Genomic DNA, 15,304 nt, shown 5'->3' with positions numbered 1-15,304 from the left:
ATTTATTATGAAACTTACTAAACATAACATCATAGCTATTGCTCTGTTAAGTTGTTCAATTGGAATTGCGCAACAATTACCACAGTTTACTCAATATATGTACAATACAATCTCTATAAACCCAGCATATGCAGGAAGTAGAGAAGCATTAAGTGTTGTTGGATTACACAGAAGCCAATGGGTTGGTTTTAAAGGAGGCCCAATAACACAAACCCTTTCTATACATACACCACTTAGGAACGATAGAATAGGTTTAGGTTTATCTTTTATAGAAGATGATTTAGGTCCTCAAAACTTTTCATACCTATATGGAGATTTTTCATATACTATTCCAACGGGAAGATTTGGCAAATTAGCTTTTGGTGTTAAAGCTGGTTTTACTCAATTTAGTTTTGATACAGATTTTCGTCTAGACCAAGCAAATCAAAATGATCCCTTAATTTTTGGTACAGAAGATAGATGGAGTCCTAATATAGGAGCCGGAGTCTATTGGCATACAAATAGAGTATACTTTAGTGTATCTGCTCCAAGAATACTAAATAATGATATTAATAATAAAAATGACTTTGAAGCACTAGACCGTGTTAGTTACTATGTTACTGCTGGTGGAGTTATTGATTTAAGTAAAAGCTTCAAATTTAAACCTGCTGCTTTATTAAAAGCTACTAATGGTGCACCTATTTCAATAGACTTAACTGCTAATTTCTTATTTAATGAGAAATTTTGGTTAGGAGGTTCATATAGAATTAATGAGCAAACTGCTGCCATAGGTGGTATTGCCGATTTTCAAGTTTCAAGACAATTACGTGTAGGGTATGCTTATGAAAAACCCATTTCAGAAATTGCAGATTACACGACAGGAACCCATGAAATACTATTAATTTATGAGTTCAAATTCTTAAGTTCAAAATTAAAGTCTCCAAGATATTTCTAATACTAGTTTGCTATGAATATTAAAAATTACATATTAGTCTGTATCATATTTACAATAAGTTTTTCTGCATTCTCACAACAAGGAAAGCAAAAAAGAGCTGATACATTGTTCAATAAGTTTTCATTTGTAAAAGCCTCCAAAGTATATAGAGAACTTATTCAAAATAACTATAACAAAGACTACGCTACAAGACAGTTAGCAGATTGTTATACCTATTTAAGAGATCCAAAAAATGCTTCTAGATACTATAAAAAAGTAGTACAGCAAAAAAATGTGCCAATACAGTATTATTATAATTACGCACAATCTCTTAGAGGGATGAAAAAATATAAAGAATCTCAAGTTTGGTTAAAACGTTATAAAGATTCTGGAGGTGTAGTAAATACAAATGACTTCTCTAAAGATGTAAATTTTATAACAAGCGTATTTGGAGCAAAACAACAATATTTTTTAGATAAAGTACGCTTTAATTCAAAATATAGTGATTTTGGAGCTTTTGAGCATGATGGTAAAGTTTATTTCACCTCTTCTAGAGATGAAGGTGTGTCTATAAAACGTCTATATGGTTGGAATGAACAACCTTTTTTAGATGTTTACGTTACAGACGTTGGAACTAGAAAAAATGTAGATCATACCGCTAAAATAAAAGGTGATATTAATTCTATTTACCATGATGGACCAGTAACCATTACAAAAGATGGTAAAACCATGTATTTCTCTAGAAATAATTTTAATAAAGACCTTGAAACAAAAGGCAAGAAAGGATTAACCAATATGAAAATCTATAGAGCCACTTTACAAAATGGCCTATGGACAAACATTGAAGATCTACCTATAAATGGAGATAATTTTTCAACACAACACGCTGCTCTAAATATTGATGATAGTAAATTATATTTTACTTCAGATAGACCTGGAGGATTTGGCGGCTCAGATATATATGTAGTAAACATATATCCAGATGGAACTTTAAGAGATCTTAAAAACGTTGGAAACGTTGTAAATACTGAAAACGCAGAAGGTTTTCCATTTATTAACAATGAAGGAGTGTTATTTTTCTCTTCAGATGGACATACAGGATTAGGTCTATTAGATATATTTGGTACTATTAAAGGGGAAAACGGAAACATTGAAAATGTTATCAATTTAGGTGTTCCTGTAAACTCTAGTAAAGACGATTTCTCTTTTTCTATGAATCCTAACGGGATTACGGGCTATTTTGCTTCTAATAGAGCAGGTGGTCGTGGTAGTGATGATATTTATGCGTATCATAGAGTTCCTATACTACATGTAGAAGGTGTTGTAACCGATGCCATTAATACTAATCCAGTTGCCAATTCTGTAATCACCCTGTTTGATGAAAATAATAAGCAAATTGCTTATATGGAAACCGATGAAAATGGATATTATCAAATCAATATTGACAGAAACAAAGATTATAAAATTGTAGGTAGTCAGAAAAAGTACATCGATGATTACCGCACATTTACATCAAAGAATTTGCAAACAGAGCTAACAACCATTACTGCAAATTTATTATTAAATCCAGTACAAGATGTTGTAAAACTTGCCGAATTAAACACGATCTATTTTGATTATGATAAACATAATATTAGAGAAGATGCAGCATTAGAATTAGATAAAATTGTGAGTTTAATGCAAAACGATTACCCAGATATGATAATACGTATTGAATCTCATACAGATTCCAGAGGTGCCCTATCATATAATGATAAATTATCTATAGATAGAGCCAATGCCACATACGACTACTTAATAAGTAAAGGTATTACGCCAGCAAGAATAACTGAACATGAAGGGTTTGGAGAACGTAGATTAACAAATGGTTGTGAAGATGGTGAAAACTGTGAAGAAGAAGACCATCAATTAAATAGACGTACACAATTTATTGTAGTTAAAATGGAGTAAACAACATATACAATACTGGATTTTTGTAATTTAAAAAGACCATATGAAACCAAAAAACTATATCATAATAAACTTTTTTTTACTAATAAGTATTTCTCTTTTTGCTCAATCTGGCACACAAAAAAGAGCCGATAATTTATTCAACAAATTTTCTTTTGTTAATGCTGCCAAAGTATATCATGAACTCATTAATAATGAATATAACATAAATTATGCTACAAGGCAACTAGCAGACAGTTATGCATATATGCGAAACCCAGAAGATGCAGTTATATATTATAAAAAAGCCGTACAGCAAGATAATATTCCTATTGAATATTATTATAATTATGCTCAAGCCTTAAGGGGTATTAAAAACTATAAAGAATCAAGAGTTTGGCTTGAAAAATTTAAAAATGCTGGCGGAATTATAAAAACAGATAGATTTACTAAAGACAGCGATTTTATTACATCTATTTTCAATGCAAAACCACAGTACTTTTTAACTGAAGTTAATTTTAATTCAAAATACAGTGATTTTGGAGCTTATGAGCATGATGGAAATATTTATTTTGTATCATCAAGAAATAAAGGGGTTTCAATAAAACATACTTATGGATGGAATAAAGAACCCTTTCTAGATATATATGCTGCTAAAAAAAATGAAACGAATAACAATGTAACCTATAAATCTAAACTAAAGGGAGATATAAATTCTATGTATCATGATGGTCCAATTACCATGACTAAAGACGGTAAAACCATATACTTTTCAAGAAATAATTTCAACAAAAACATTTTAGGTAAAGATAAAAAAGGCTTCACTAATCTTAAAATATACCAAGCCAGTTTAGTAAAAGGTAAATGGATAAATATTAAAGAATTACCATTTAATAATAACGATTATTCTAATGGTCACCCAGCTTTAAATGAAGATGAAAACAAATTATATTTCACATCTAACATGCCTGGAGGAATAGGTGGGTCTGATATTTACTATGTAGAAATAAACAAAGATGGCACTTTTGGATCTCCTCAAAATTTGGGAGAAATAATAAACACAACTAAAAATGAAAGATTCCCTTTTATTAATAGTGAAGGTTCATTATTCTTTTCGTCAGACGGACATCCTGGACTAGGATTATTTGATATTTTTGGAACTGTAGCCGATAAAAACAATAATATTATTAGCGTTATAAATCTTGGAGTGCCTGTAAACTCCAGTAAAGATGATTTTTCTTTTTTCATGAATAATGATGGTTTATCTGGATATTTTGCTTCAAATAGAAATGGAGGCATTGGTGGAGATGATATTTATGCTTACGATAGAATTCCACAATTAAAAATAGAAGGAACAGTAAAAGACGCTATTCTTAACACTCCCCTAGTTAATGTTATCGTTACATTATTAGACGGTAATAATAAAAAAATTGCAACTTTAAAAACAGACAAGGATGGGTATTATGAAATAAATATTGATAGAGATTCTTATTATAAAGTAGATGTTAAAAAGGATAGTTATACAACAGAATCTAAAATGGTTAATTCTAAAAACATAGAAAGAAATATAACCAGCATTACCACAAATTTTGTTTTAGATCCTGATAAAATCGAAGAAGAGGAAGAATTGATTTCAATGACAAAACCATCACCAATATATTTTGATTATAACAAGTCTAATATTAATACTAATAGTAGTATTGAATTAGATAAAGTTATCCATTTAATGCAGACTAAATACCCTAATATGCTAATAAAAATTGAATCTCATACAGATTCTAGAGGCTCAGCTTCATACAATAACAATTTATCAATTAAAAGAGCAACAAACACTTATAAGTATTTGTTAAGTAAAGGTCTAAACCCTGAAAGAATTATTGAACACAAAGGTTATGGAGAACAAAATCTGGTTAATGATTGTGATGATACATCAACATGTACAGAAGAGCAACATCAATTAAATAGACGTACACAATTGATCGTTGTAAGAATGGATTAAATTTTTTAACTAAATACTCTAGATAAAACAGTAATAAAAATAATCGTTTTTAATAAAAGCGATTATTTTTTTATAAAGATGTTAGTATAATACCATCTACCATCCTCACTTTTCTCTGCAGATATATCAAAATTTGTATAGTCCCCTTCAATATTAGCCTTATGTCCTTCACTTCTTAACCATGCGTCTACCACAGATTTAGCAGAACTATAACCATAAGCTACATTTTCAGATACTTTTTTAGCATTAGCATTTGACTTTAAGTAATCACTTCTCGTATAAAAATTATCATGAGATATTTTTTCATTATCAACCATATAATCTGTATGACTAAATGCCACAGATTTAACAATCTTCATTTCTTGTAATGAATTTAATCCTAAAGCTGATCTATGATCATTAATAAGTACAAGTATCTCCGTTTCTATTGCTTTTGCTTCAATATTATCATTACTCAATACTATAGTATTCTCTTTATCATCAACACTATCAGTTGAACAAGAAAAGCATATTAAAATAGCTAATACTGCTAATAGAGGGAGTTTTAATAATTTCATTGCAGGTAGATTTAGTTTTTTGGAATTACCAAAATAAGTAGCATAACCTGAATCAAATGTTAAAAAAATGTTAAAATCGATTAAAAACACGCAGTTTAACGATAATTAATGTTTTTAATCGATGAAATACCATATAGTAAGAAAAAACCAAGTATTTGATCTGATTTTTCAAGGAGATAATCGATCGATTAACCAACTAGAATCAGATTGTTTAACATATCTAATTCTGTCATGCAATCTATTTGCACGCCCTTGCCAGAATTCAATTTCAATAGGTTCTACTATATATCCTCCCCAATTATCTGGTCTTGATATTTCTTTACCTTTATATTCCTTTTCTAAATTAGAAAGCTTTTCTTCAAGTAATACTCTATCTTTTATAACTTCACTTTGTTTTGAAGCAATAGCACCTAATTGACTTCCTCTAGGTCTAGATCTAAAATAGTCATCACTTAAACTTTCTGAAGTTTTTTTTACATTTCCTTTTATTATAATTTGTTTTTCAGCACCATTCCAGAAAAAAGATAAGCAAACATTAGAATTATTAGCTATGGCCTGTCCTTTTTCACTATTATAATTCGTATAAAAAATAAAGCCTTCATTAGTATATTTTTTTAATAGTACCACCCTACTCTTTGGATACCCATCTAAACCTACCGTTGAAACTGTCATAGCATTAGTTTCTTCTTCTACAAAAAACGCGTCAACCTCTTGAAACCATTTTTGAAATAATTCCATAGGGTTATTAGGTACTTCTTTTAAAAGTAGTTCTCCTTTTTCGTAAGATCTCCTGTAATTACTTAAATCCTTTTCCATAGACTACAAAATAACAAAAAATTATTTTTCTTTAAACAGTAATATATATATAAACTTTTTAAATTAGTAAACCCTAAAGAAACAACATGAAGTTTGAAAACTCTGATTATTCAAAAAGTTTAGATTATTTTAAATTAAACCTACATTTTGGAAATTTTTATTTGTGTGAGTTCTTTTTTATTGCAGAATTAAATGAGGGTGTACATTTTGGACGGGAACAAGTAGAAGAATTAATAAAGCAGATTATATTTTTTTACGGTGAAAGCCCAAAATTAGGATGTATATCCAATCGAGTTAACTCTTATTCATCAGATCCGCATTCATGGTCGAAAGTCGAAAATAAATATGATATAGTTATAGCTAGCGCTATAGTTAGCTATACTCCTATAACTTCAATGAATGCTAAAATTGAGCAACAGTTTTTTAAAAAAAGAATAAAGAACTGTACATCATTAAAAGAAGCTATAAAATGGATAGAAAATCCAAAATAATTTAATTTGCTAATACTCTTGTTCTTAGAGTATATACTCATTAAATATTAGTTGCAACTTTTTATAAAGAATCTACAACATGAGTTATTATTTTTCAAAAATTTATTTATTTGATATTTAATTCAAAATCATTACATTGAGTATTGCTATAAGATATATGAAAATTAAAAACAGTAAATATTATAATATATTAAACCTCTCAAAATTACAATTCTCTTTTGGAGATATTTATCTATTTGACGATTTTGTAGTTACAGAAATTTATGAAGGTGTACACCTCGATAAAGATAAAATATGGAAAATAATGAATACTGTTGTAGATTTTTATGGAGTCAATGCAAAAATATGTTATATTTCAAATCGAATAAACTCTTACTCATCAAATCCTCAAGAATGGGTTAAAGCTCTCAATACGTATGATATTGTCATAGCTGGCGCTATTGTTTATTATAATCTTAGTTCATTAATGAATGCTAATATCGAAAATTTTATTTGCCCTAAAGAAGTTAAACAGTTTCAATCTTTAGACGAATCTATAAAATGGGTCATGCGAATTAAAGAACTTAATCGAAATTAAATGTTTTACCATCTTCACAAAGTTCTACATTATCAAAAACTTCAAGAGCTTCTTCTTTAAAAGCATTTAAGCCATCATAACGTGTTGAATAATGTCCTAATAACAATTTCCCAACTTTTGCTTGTTTTGCTATATAAGCAGCTTCTTTTGCTGTGGAATGCTTTGTTTTAACCGCTAAATCTGCATGCTTATCTAGAAAAGTAGATTCATGATATAATACATCTGTATTTTCAATTATAGGTACTATATCCTTTTTATACATAGTATCACTACAAAAAGCGTAACTCTTAGGTTTTAGTCCAGGCCAAGTTACTTTTTCATTTTTTATAGTTTCACCATCTTCATTTACAACATCAAAACCTTGAACAAGTTTTCTATAATAAGCTATATTAATATTAGCATCTTCAACAGCGCTTATATTTAATTTACGATCCTTTTCTTTCTCTTTAAATAAAAACCCATTTGTGTAAATTCTATGATTTAACGGGATGGTAAATACTTCAACTTTATTATCCTCAAAAATTAATTCAGATTTTTTTGAAGTTAATTCATGAAAAATCAAATTATAATTAGTCCATGAATCTGCCAACTTCATTTGAAGTGTAATTATTTCTTTAATCCCTTTGGGACCATGGATATGTAAATCTGTTTCGCGAGTTAACAACCTAAATGTTGAAATTAAACCTACTAAACCAAAAAAATGATCGCCATGTAAATGCGAAATGAAAATATGCTTAATACGGTTAAATTTTATTTTATGTTTACGTAATTGTACCTGAGTCCCTTCTCCACAGTCTATTAAAAACATATGGTTACCAATTTCTAATACTTGAGATGTTGTATTATTTAAGGTTCTTGGGGTGGCACTATAACAGCCTAAAATAGAAAGCTTCATTATTTTATATAAGACGTTTATAATTCAGTGAATCTAAAGCTGTGAATTTACTTTTAAAAGAAAAGGCATATGGTGTATCTCCATATTTATTTATATAATCTAAGCGATCTTTAGCATCTTGAAAAGTAGGTTCATATCCCTTAGGTACATACCAAAATGCCATATGCATCATCTTTATTTTACTAAACCACTCTTTTTTTCGTTTAAAAACTTCTATATGTCCAGACTTATAAGTGTAATTAAAAAGAGCTTCTAAATTCTCCCATGTAGACATATTTATAATTAGTTCGTCATCTTTAAAAACTTGAACAGCCTCTTCTTTAACCTCGTCTTTTAATCTCCAAATAAAACCCTCACTATCATCTGCTATAGCATTAATTCTATCCAAATTATTAACAAAATCTTGCATAATAGGATCGTCCATAGGAGCTAATCTCTTAGCAACATTTACTTGAGTTAGGTAAAAATTGGTCATAATTAAAATCCTAAATCCCTTTCTATATCTTCCATTTCTATAATATCGTAAGCTTCCTGCACAGTAGGAACTACAATAATTTCATCTGGAACTATATTTAAGTCGATTTTATCAGAAACAATTACAAAAGAATGTTTTGCATTTCTATGCGTATTAGATATATTTAAAAACTCCACAATATCTTCCAATAATACTTCTTTTAATGAAGACAGAGTAATGATAATATTATTATTTTTAAATTTAGGGTACAGCGTTTGCAGCTTTTTAATCAATTCTATAACAGTTGCCTTTTCTTGCGTTATTATAGCTGTATTTCCGTTTTGATCTATAATCATAATTTATTGTTTTATTTTTGAAGCTAACAAATAAATAACTGCCATTCTAACAGCAACTCCATTTTGAACTTGATCCAATATAATAGATTGCTTAGAATCTGCAACATCACTAGTAATCTCAACACCTCTATTAATTGGCCCAGGGTGCATTATTGTAATCTCTTTATCTAAAGAATTTAACAAATCTTTACTAACCCCAAATTGTTGTGTATATTCTCTAGTTGAAGGAAAATAACTAATATCCATACGTTCATTTTGTACACGAAGCATATTTGCTACATCACACCAATTAAGAGCTTTTCGTAAATTTGTTTCTACTTTTACACCTAATTTATCTATATATTTTGGTATCAAAGTCTTTGGCCCACATACCATAACCTGAGCGCCTTGAAGTTGTAATGCATAAATATTTGATAGCGCTACCCGACTATGTAATATATCACCAACAATAACTACCTTTTTCCCTTTAACATCCCCTAGCCTTTCTCTTATAGAATAAGAATCTAATAAAGCTTGTGTAGGGTGTTCGTGGGCTCCATCACCAGCATTAACAATACTTGCATTTACATGTTTAGATAAAAATACACCTGCTCCAGGATTTGGGTGACGCATAACAACCATATCTACTTTCATAGATAAAATGTTGTTTACAGTATCTATTAAAGATTCTCCTTTTTTTACTGAAGATTGCGCCGAAGAAAAATTAATAACATCTGCAGACAAACGTTTCTCTGCAAGTTCAAAAGACAATTTCGTTCTTGTTGAATTCTCAAAAAATAAATTTGCAATGGTTATATCTCTAAGCGAAGGCACTTTTTTAATAGGTCTGTTAATCACTTCTTTAAAATGATCTGCAGTTTCAAAAATAAGTTGAATATCTTCCTCTTTAAGATATTTAATTCCTAATAAGTGATTGACACTTAACTCACTCATGTTTTTTTTAATATTCTAATGGCAATTATTAATGCCTGTTATTTAATTCATTTAGGTCTGGATACGCCTAACTTTATACTCTCTAGTAAAACTATTACTTCTCAATCAAGTAAACAGAATCCTCATTATCATGTTCCTTCCAGTTTACCTTTACTTTTTCATTATTTATAACATCTACTTGTCTACCTCTATAATCAGGCTGAATAGGTAAATGTCTACTAAAACGTCTATCTATTAACGTTAGTAATTCTATTTCATTAGGCCTTCCAAAAGATTGTATCGCAGTTAACGCTGCTCGAATACTTCTACCCGTATAAAGTACATCGTCAATAAAAACAATATTTTTATCTTCAACAATAAAATTAATTTTTGTGGTATTGGCTTCAAGCGTTTTTTCACCTCTACGAAAATCATCTCTATAAAAAGTGATATCTAAATGCCCTAATTGAATATTCTTTATTTTATAATCTTCCTCTAATATTTTAGCTAATCTATCTGCTAAAAAAACACCTCGTGGTTGTAATCCTATTAAAACCGTATTAGAAAAATCGTTGTGTTTCTCAATAAGCTGACAAGCCAATCTATGAAGAATGATGTTTACCTCTTTTGCGTTAAGTAAAACTTTTTGACTCATATACTATCCAAACATATTGTGGTAAACAAAGGTAAGGCAAAATTTTAGAAGTAAAAACCATTAATACCAAACTTTATTATAGCACATCCCTATCGGGTCGGGCTATACATTACAAGTCCTCGCTACGTACCTCGCTGTGGGCTTTTCATTTCTATTCCTTGCGCACTTACATGAAATATTTAGATAGTATTCAACTAAAACTATCCATTATAAAAAGTTATTTTTAAATAAAGGCTTTATACTCACTTCCAGAAGTTGAAACTACTTTAATAAAATAGCTCCTTAAAATAATTTGTTGGTAGATATTCTGATTAATATTCACCATTTGTATACCTTAAATTATCAATAAATTACTATCATCATCGTTGGATGTCCATTTTCCCCTCGTACTTAAATATGTATACAAATCTACACCAAAACACTTTTGCATAAAAGCTGGACATACTTGAACTTGTAACTATATATCAAAATGGAAATAAATTAATAACTTCCTAAACATCAAAAAATAAGATATTTATTTTTTGATGTTATAAATAATAAAATTAAATTTGAAAGCAAATTCATACAATTTAAAGTTTAAGTATTGATTAATTATAACTATTAATTTATAAATCCTAAAAAATGACATCAGAAAGGTTAGAAGCATTTAGTGATGGTGTAATAGCAATCATTATTACTATCATGGTTTTAGAATTAGAAGCCCCTAAAGAATATACCTTAAAAGCTTTTTTTGAAATAATTCCAACGTTTATTAGTTATTTTGTTAGCTTTTTTTATGTCAGTATTTATTGGCTTGAACATCATCAATTATTTAAGATTACAGAAAAAATAAACAATAAAATTTTATGGGCAAATTTAAACTTTCTGTTTTGGTTATCTGTAATTCCGTTTACTACTAATTGGATTGGAGATGGTGATCACCATACAGATATAGTTCCTGTTGTATTGTACGGTTTTGTACTTCTTATGAGTCAATTGTCATTTATGTTTCTAAGAAATTCTATTATTAAACTTCACGGAACGACCTCAAAAACATCAATCTATTTAAATAAAAATAAAATGGGTTTTATTTGTGTATTTATATATATTATTGGTTTATGGCTTGCAAATCATCACACATTTATATCTATGGTATTATTTATAATAGTTGGCATACTTAAAGCCTCTGAATTAAATTCTATATCAAAGAAAATACAACCTACTGTACAGCCTAGTATATAACCTTATATTCAAACTCATTACTAGTTTTAATACTTTTAAGCCATACTTGGTCTTAGTACTATTTTGATACGAGATTTACAAATAAAAAAAAGCCTTCAAGAAATTGAAGGCTTTCATATTATATAATGTTTAGAAAATTATGCTTTTCCATCCATTTTATCTTTAAGAGCTTGTAAAGCATCATTAGCATCACCTAAAGTTGGTTTAGCCTCAGCTGCTGCAGTAGCTGCTTTTTTAGCTGCTGCTTTTACATTTTTAATCTCTTCTTCTTTAAAGATTGCTGTATGAGATGCTACAACACGTTTAAAATCTTTGTTAAACTCAATGATTTTAAATTCTGCAGTATCTCCCTTTTTAAGTTTGTTACCATCTTCTTTTTCAAGATGACGAGTTGGTACAAATGCAACGATATCTTCATTAAACTCTACAGTAGCTCCTTTATCAACTATTTCAGCTAATACAGCTGTATGAACTGTTTCTAAAGCGAATTCAGTTTCATACTTATCCCAAGGATTTTCTGTAGTTTGTTTGTGACCTAAACTTAATTTACGTCCTTCAACATCTAATTCTAATACATTAATGTCTAATTTATCACCAACTGCGCAGAACTCACTTGGATGCTTGATTTTCTTAGTCCAAGATAAATCTGAGATATAAATTAATCCGTCAATACCTTCTTCTAATTCAACAAAAACACCAAAGTTTGTAAAGTTACGTACAACACCAGTATGTTTAGACCCTAATGGGTATTTACCTGTAATATCTGTCCATGGATCTGGAGTTAATTGTTTGATACCAAGTGACATTTTACGATCTTCTCTATCTAAAGTTAAGATTACTGCTTCAACTTCATCTCCTACAGAAACGAAATCTTGAGCAGAGCGTAAATGTGTAGACCAAGACATTTCAGATACGTGAATTAATCCTTCAACACCATCAGCTACTTCAATAAATGCACCGTAATCTGCAATGACAACTACTTTACCTTTTACTTTATCACCAACTTTCACCTCTTCTGCAAGAGCTTCCCATGGATGTTTGCTTAATTGTTTTAATCCTAATTGGATTCTTGATTTGTTTTCATCAAAGTCAAGGATTACAACATTAAGTTTTTGATCTAATTCAACAATCTCATTTGGATGATTGATTCTTGACCAAGATAAATCTGTAATGTGAACTAATCCGTCAACACCACCAAGATCAATAAATACACCATAAGAAGTAATGTTTTTAACAACACCTTCTAATACTTGACCTTTTTCTAATTGACCAATAATTTCTTTCTTTTGTTCTTCAATATCAGCCTCAATAAGTGCTTTATGAGAAACTACTACATTCTTAAATTCGTGGTTGATTTTAACAACTTTGAATTCCATAGTTTTATTTACATATTGATCGTAATCTCTAATTGGTTTAACATCAATTTGAGAACCTGGTAAGAATGCTTCAATTCCAAAAACATCTACAATCATACCACCTTTAGTTCTGCATTTAACAAAACCATTAACGATTTCTCCAGTATCATGAGCCGCATTAACACGATCCCATGCTTTTATTACACGTGCTTTTCTGTGAGATAATACTAATTGTCCTGTTGCATCTTCACGTACATCAATTAATACTTCTACTTTATCACCAACTGATAAGTTAGGGTTGTAACGGAATTCGTTTAAAGAAATAACACCCTCAGATTTTGCGTTGATGTCAATAATAGCATCTCTATCAGAAATGTGTACTACTGTACCTTCAACAACTTCGTCATTTAAAGTATCAACGAAATTTTCTGCTACTAATTTTTCAAATTCTTTAAGTTGTAAATCGTCAACTTCATCAATACCTTCTTGGTAATTGTGCCAGTTGAACTCTTTTAAGAATTTTTCAGGATTAGCTTTTGCTTCAGAAATTACTGGAGCTTGTACTGCTGGAGCTTCTGTTGCTTCAACTTCAGCTTGTTTTGCTTTTTCAGCCATTTAAAATATTGTGTAATTATAATTTAAAATTTCCACGTTTGAGAAACTTAATTATATTACGTTTTGTATTCTGCATGCTTTCGGAAGATTTGAGCGATTAACACACAGAAGCGTTAAATTATTTTATGATTTCATTCCTCTTATCTTTCCGATAATTCGCTAAAAGGAGTGCAAAAATAAACATTATTGAGATAATTACCTAAAAATGAGTAATTATAATTAGTGTGACTTTTTACTTTTCTTGTGTCTTATTAAATAGAAACAATATCTTAAACATTATTTTAGTATAAAAAAATAAAATAATTGCTATATTGTTCAATACAATTAATCATTAAAACTTATAAATCATTATGAAAGCAAAATACCAAAAAGTATTAGATCTAGGAGAATCACTTAATATTCAAAACGGTGACGTTAAAGAAGAAAATGGTGTTCTAAAAATTAAAGGAACTGCTAGTACTCCTTATGAGAAAAATCTTCTTTGGGATAAAATTAAAGAAATAGGTGGTGAAAACCCTTCAGATATTATGGCTAACATTGAAGTAGCTGATGATAGTATTTTTCATAGACATACTGTTAAAAGTGGAGAAACTTTGGGTAAAATAGCTAAACAATACTACGGAAATGCTTCAAAATATCAAGAAATTTTTAAAGCTAATTCTAATATTCTAAAAAATCCAGATGTAATTCATCCAGATCAAGAATTAATTATCCCAAATTTATAAATCTTAATAATTTACAAATAAAACAAAAAAGACTATTAGTTACCTAATAGTCTTTTTTACTTCTACATTATATTTTACGATGTAAATTCCAATCATAATCCATATATAGCACTTTAGTTTTTGCATTAATTTTGGCACCTCCTGAATGTTTATTAATAAAACTTATCATGTCCTTTAAATTAGCAAAATCATCGCTATACCATTGAAAAATTTTTGACAACTTACTTAAACTCGATCCAATTTTATTCTTTGTAGGATCATTTAAAAAATTACTAGTTGCTAATCCTAAATCTCGTTCTACAGAGTCATTTTCGTATGCCGTTCTTTTTAATATAGGAGATGACATTGCTGTTGAATATAAAGCAAAATGTATTCTAGGGTCTTCTAATTTTCGTAAAATATCATGTTCCACATCATCCAGAGATATCTTACTTCCTGCATAATCAATATCTTTTATACTAAAAGCATTTTGTACATAATTAATACTTTTAATAGGGTAATGTTTAGCTAACAGTTTTATTACATTAGCATTATAAAAATTAATCCAATATGCTTTTTTTTCACTTATGCTCCATCCATTATTTGGAGATATTTTAGAAAAACTACGAGTAATTTCATGTAACTCATCTATATTTTCTAAAACTTTATCGAAATCCACAACACCTTTAGATGACACATGATCTTTTAAAAATTTATCATATGCTGTTAAATCGATTGTTTGCGAAAATCCACTTAAACAAACAAGTAGTAATAGGGACAAAATACTTTTCATTATAATTATTGTTTTGGTTAATATGAAACATTAAGTCGTCATTTTATTAAAAACTAACACAC

Annotated in this window: 16 protein-coding genes; 7 read left to right on the top strand and 9 right to left on the bottom strand. The window is 29.1% G+C overall.

The features are described 5' to 3' along the window. Window positions 1-7: 7 nt before the first annotated feature. Genes A8C32_RS07960 through A8C32_RS07950 form a run of 3 tightly spaced genes read left to right on the top strand, consistent with a single transcriptional unit; the run spans window position 8 to window position 4,841 of the window. On the top strand, window positions 8-934 hold the full coding sequence (locus A8C32_RS07960; protein ID WP_069829898.1) for a PorP/SprF family type IX secretion system membrane protein: 927 nt from the start codon (window positions 8-10) through the stop codon (window positions 932-934). A gap of 12 nt (window positions 935-946) precedes the next feature. Continuing rightward, the gene (locus tag A8C32_RS07955; protein WP_069829897.1) at window positions 947-2,863 is read left to right on the top strand and encodes an OmpA family protein; all 1,917 of its coding nucleotides are present in this window, start codon (window positions 947-949) and stop codon (window positions 2,861-2,863) included. A 43-nt stretch (window positions 2,864-2,906) separates the two neighbouring features. Continuing rightward, a complete protein-coding gene (locus A8C32_RS07950; protein ID WP_069829896.1) occupies window positions 2,907-4,841 on the top strand; it encodes an OmpA family protein in 1,935 nt (644 codons plus the stop codon). Window positions 4,842-4,903: 62 nt separating this feature from the next. Here the strand turns inward: A8C32_RS07950 and A8C32_RS07945 are convergent, their stop codons facing one another. Both A8C32_RS07945 and pdxH read right to left on the bottom strand, forming a co-directional pair. Next, complete coding sequence (locus tag A8C32_RS07945; protein WP_069830189.1) at window positions 4,904-5,398, bottom strand: CAP domain-containing protein; 495 nt, start codon at window positions 5,396-5,398, stop codon at window positions 4,904-4,906. 168 nt (window positions 5,399-5,566) lie between these two features. Continuing rightward, complete coding sequence (gene pdxH / locus A8C32_RS07940) at window positions 5,567-6,214, bottom strand: pyridoxamine 5'-phosphate oxidase (RefSeq protein ID WP_069829895.1); 648 nt, start codon at window positions 6,212-6,214, stop codon at window positions 5,567-5,569. An 86-nt stretch (window positions 6,215-6,300) separates the two neighbouring features. Between pdxH and A8C32_RS07935 the strand changes: the two genes are divergently transcribed. Together A8C32_RS07935 and A8C32_RS07930 are read left to right on the top strand one after the other, a co-directional pair. Next, window positions 6,301-6,705 (top strand): hypothetical protein, encoded by a 405-nt coding sequence (locus A8C32_RS07935; RefSeq protein WP_069829894.1) that lies wholly within the window; start codon window positions 6,301-6,303, stop codon window positions 6,703-6,705. 157 nt (window positions 6,706-6,862) lie between these two features. Continuing rightward, window positions 6,863-7,282 carry a hypothetical protein gene (locus A8C32_RS07930; RefSeq protein ID WP_123803358.1) on the top strand — a complete coding sequence of 140 codons (420 nt, stop codon included), beginning with the start codon at window positions 6,863-6,865 and terminating at the stop codon, window positions 7,280-7,282. Here the strand turns inward: A8C32_RS07930 and A8C32_RS07925 are convergent. The 5 genes from A8C32_RS07925 to pyrR all read right to left on the bottom strand — a co-directional run bounded on the left by A8C32_RS07925 (window position 7,269) and on the right by pyrR (window position 10,554). Beyond that, a complete protein-coding gene (locus tag A8C32_RS07925; protein ID WP_069829892.1) occupies window positions 7,269-8,177 on the bottom strand; it encodes a ribonuclease Z in 909 nt (302 codons plus the stop codon). The two genes, A8C32_RS07930 and A8C32_RS07925, sit on opposite strands and share 14 nt — an antisense overlap. 4 nt (window positions 8,178-8,181) lie before the next feature. Further along, window positions 8,182-8,652, bottom strand: coding sequence for a DUF3291 domain-containing protein (locus tag A8C32_RS07920; protein ID WP_069829891.1), 471 nt, complete (start codon window positions 8,650-8,652; stop codon window positions 8,182-8,184). Window positions 8,653-8,654: 2 nt separating this feature from the next. Beyond that, a complete protein-coding gene (locus tag A8C32_RS07915) occupies window positions 8,655-8,987 on the bottom strand; it encodes a ribonuclease Z (RefSeq protein WP_069829890.1) in 333 nt (110 codons plus the stop codon). A 3-nt stretch (window positions 8,988-8,990) separates the two neighbouring features. Then, window positions 8,991-9,920 carry an aspartate carbamoyltransferase catalytic subunit gene (locus tag A8C32_RS07910; RefSeq protein ID WP_069829889.1) on the bottom strand — a complete coding sequence of 310 codons (930 nt, stop codon included), beginning with the start codon at window positions 9,918-9,920 and terminating at the stop codon, window positions 8,991-8,993. A gap of 94 nt (window positions 9,921-10,014) precedes the next feature. Further along, the gene (gene pyrR, locus A8C32_RS07905; protein WP_069829888.1) at window positions 10,015-10,554 is read right to left on the bottom strand and encodes a bifunctional pyr operon transcriptional regulator/uracil phosphoribosyltransferase PyrR; all 540 of its coding nucleotides are present in this window, start codon (window positions 10,552-10,554) and stop codon (window positions 10,015-10,017) included. A gap of 621 nt (window positions 10,555-11,175) precedes the next feature. Between pyrR and A8C32_RS07900 the strand changes: the two genes are divergently transcribed. Next, a complete protein-coding gene (locus A8C32_RS07900) occupies window positions 11,176-11,775 on the top strand; it encodes a TMEM175 family protein (RefSeq protein ID WP_069829887.1) in 600 nt (199 codons plus the stop codon). A 137-nt stretch (window positions 11,776-11,912) separates the two neighbouring features. On the opposite strand, the gene rpsA is transcribed toward A8C32_RS07900, so the two are convergent. Further along, window positions 11,913-13,745, bottom strand: coding sequence for a 30S ribosomal protein S1 (gene rpsA, locus A8C32_RS07895; protein ID WP_069829886.1), 1,833 nt, complete (start codon window positions 13,743-13,745; stop codon window positions 11,913-11,915). A gap of 344 nt (window positions 13,746-14,089) precedes the next feature. On the opposite strand from rpsA, the gene A8C32_RS07890 reads away from it, so the two are divergent. Beyond that, on the top strand, window positions 14,090-14,470 hold the full coding sequence (locus A8C32_RS07890) for a LysM peptidoglycan-binding domain-containing protein (protein WP_069829885.1): 381 nt from the start codon (window positions 14,090-14,092) through the stop codon (window positions 14,468-14,470). A 67-nt stretch (window positions 14,471-14,537) separates the two neighbouring features. Here the strand turns inward: A8C32_RS07890 and A8C32_RS07885 are convergent, their stop codons facing one another. Then, the gene (locus tag A8C32_RS07885; RefSeq protein ID WP_083253288.1) at window positions 14,538-15,242 is read right to left on the bottom strand and encodes a DUF547 domain-containing protein; all 705 of its coding nucleotides are present in this window, start codon (window positions 15,240-15,242) and stop codon (window positions 14,538-14,540) included. Between the last annotated feature and the right edge of the window lie 62 nt (window positions 15,243-15,304).

The sequence above is a fragment of the Flavivirga aquatica genome (genome assembly GCF_001747085.1).
GTDB classification, from domain to species: domain Bacteria; phylum Bacteroidota; class Bacteroidia; order Flavobacteriales; family Flavobacteriaceae; genus Algibacter_C; species Algibacter_C aquatica.
Note: the sequence above shows the minus strand (reverse complement) of the source record. Positions and strands in the feature narration are given on the sequence as shown.

Excerpts from the sequence above, each read along its gene's own strand:
- A8C32_RS07960 (WP_069829898.1), top strand. The coding sequence starts at position 8 with ATGAAACTTACTAAACATAACATCATAGCTATTGCTCTGTTAAGTTGT.
- A8C32_RS07955 (WP_069829897.1), top strand. The coding sequence starts at position 947 with ATGAATATTAAAAATTACATATTAGTCTGTATCATATTTACAATAAGT.
- A8C32_RS07950 (WP_069829896.1), top strand. The coding sequence starts at position 2,907 with ATGAAACCAAAAAACTATATCATAATAAACTTTTTTTTACTAATAAGT.
- A8C32_RS07945 (WP_069830189.1), bottom strand. The coding sequence starts at position 5,398 with ATGAAATTATTAAAACTCCCTCTATTAGCAGTATTAGCTATTTTAATA.
- pdxH (WP_069829895.1), bottom strand. The coding sequence starts at position 6,214 with ATGGAAAAGGATTTAAGTAATTACAGGAGATCTTACGAAAAAGGAGAA.
- A8C32_RS07935 (WP_069829894.1), top strand. The coding sequence starts at position 6,301 with ATGAAGTTTGAAAACTCTGATTATTCAAAAAGTTTAGATTATTTTAAA.
- A8C32_RS07930 (WP_123803358.1), top strand. The coding sequence starts at position 6,863 with ATGAAAATTAAAAACAGTAAATATTATAATATATTAAACCTCTCAAAA.
- A8C32_RS07925 (WP_069829892.1), bottom strand. The coding sequence starts at position 8,177 with ATGAAGCTTTCTATTTTAGGCTGTTATAGTGCCACCCCAAGAACCTTA.
- A8C32_RS07920 (WP_069829891.1), bottom strand. The coding sequence starts at position 8,652 with ATGACCAATTTTTACCTAACTCAAGTAAATGTTGCTAAGAGATTAGCT.
- A8C32_RS07915 (WP_069829890.1), bottom strand. The coding sequence starts at position 8,987 with ATGATTATAGATCAAAACGGAAATACAGCTATAATAACGCAAGAAAAG.
- A8C32_RS07910 (WP_069829889.1), bottom strand. The coding sequence starts at position 9,920 with ATGAGTGAGTTAAGTGTCAATCACTTATTAGGAATTAAATATCTTAAA.
- pyrR (WP_069829888.1), bottom strand. The coding sequence starts at position 10,554 with ATGAGTCAAAAAGTTTTACTTAACGCAAAAGAGGTAAACATCATTCTT.
- A8C32_RS07900 (WP_069829887.1), top strand. The coding sequence starts at position 11,176 with ATGACATCAGAAAGGTTAGAAGCATTTAGTGATGGTGTAATAGCAATC.
- rpsA (WP_069829886.1), bottom strand. The coding sequence starts at position 13,745 with ATGGCTGAAAAAGCAAAACAAGCTGAAGTTGAAGCAACAGAAGCTCCA.
- A8C32_RS07885 (WP_083253288.1), bottom strand. The coding sequence starts at position 15,242 with ATGAAAAGTATTTTGTCCCTATTACTACTTGTTTGTTTAAGTGGATTT.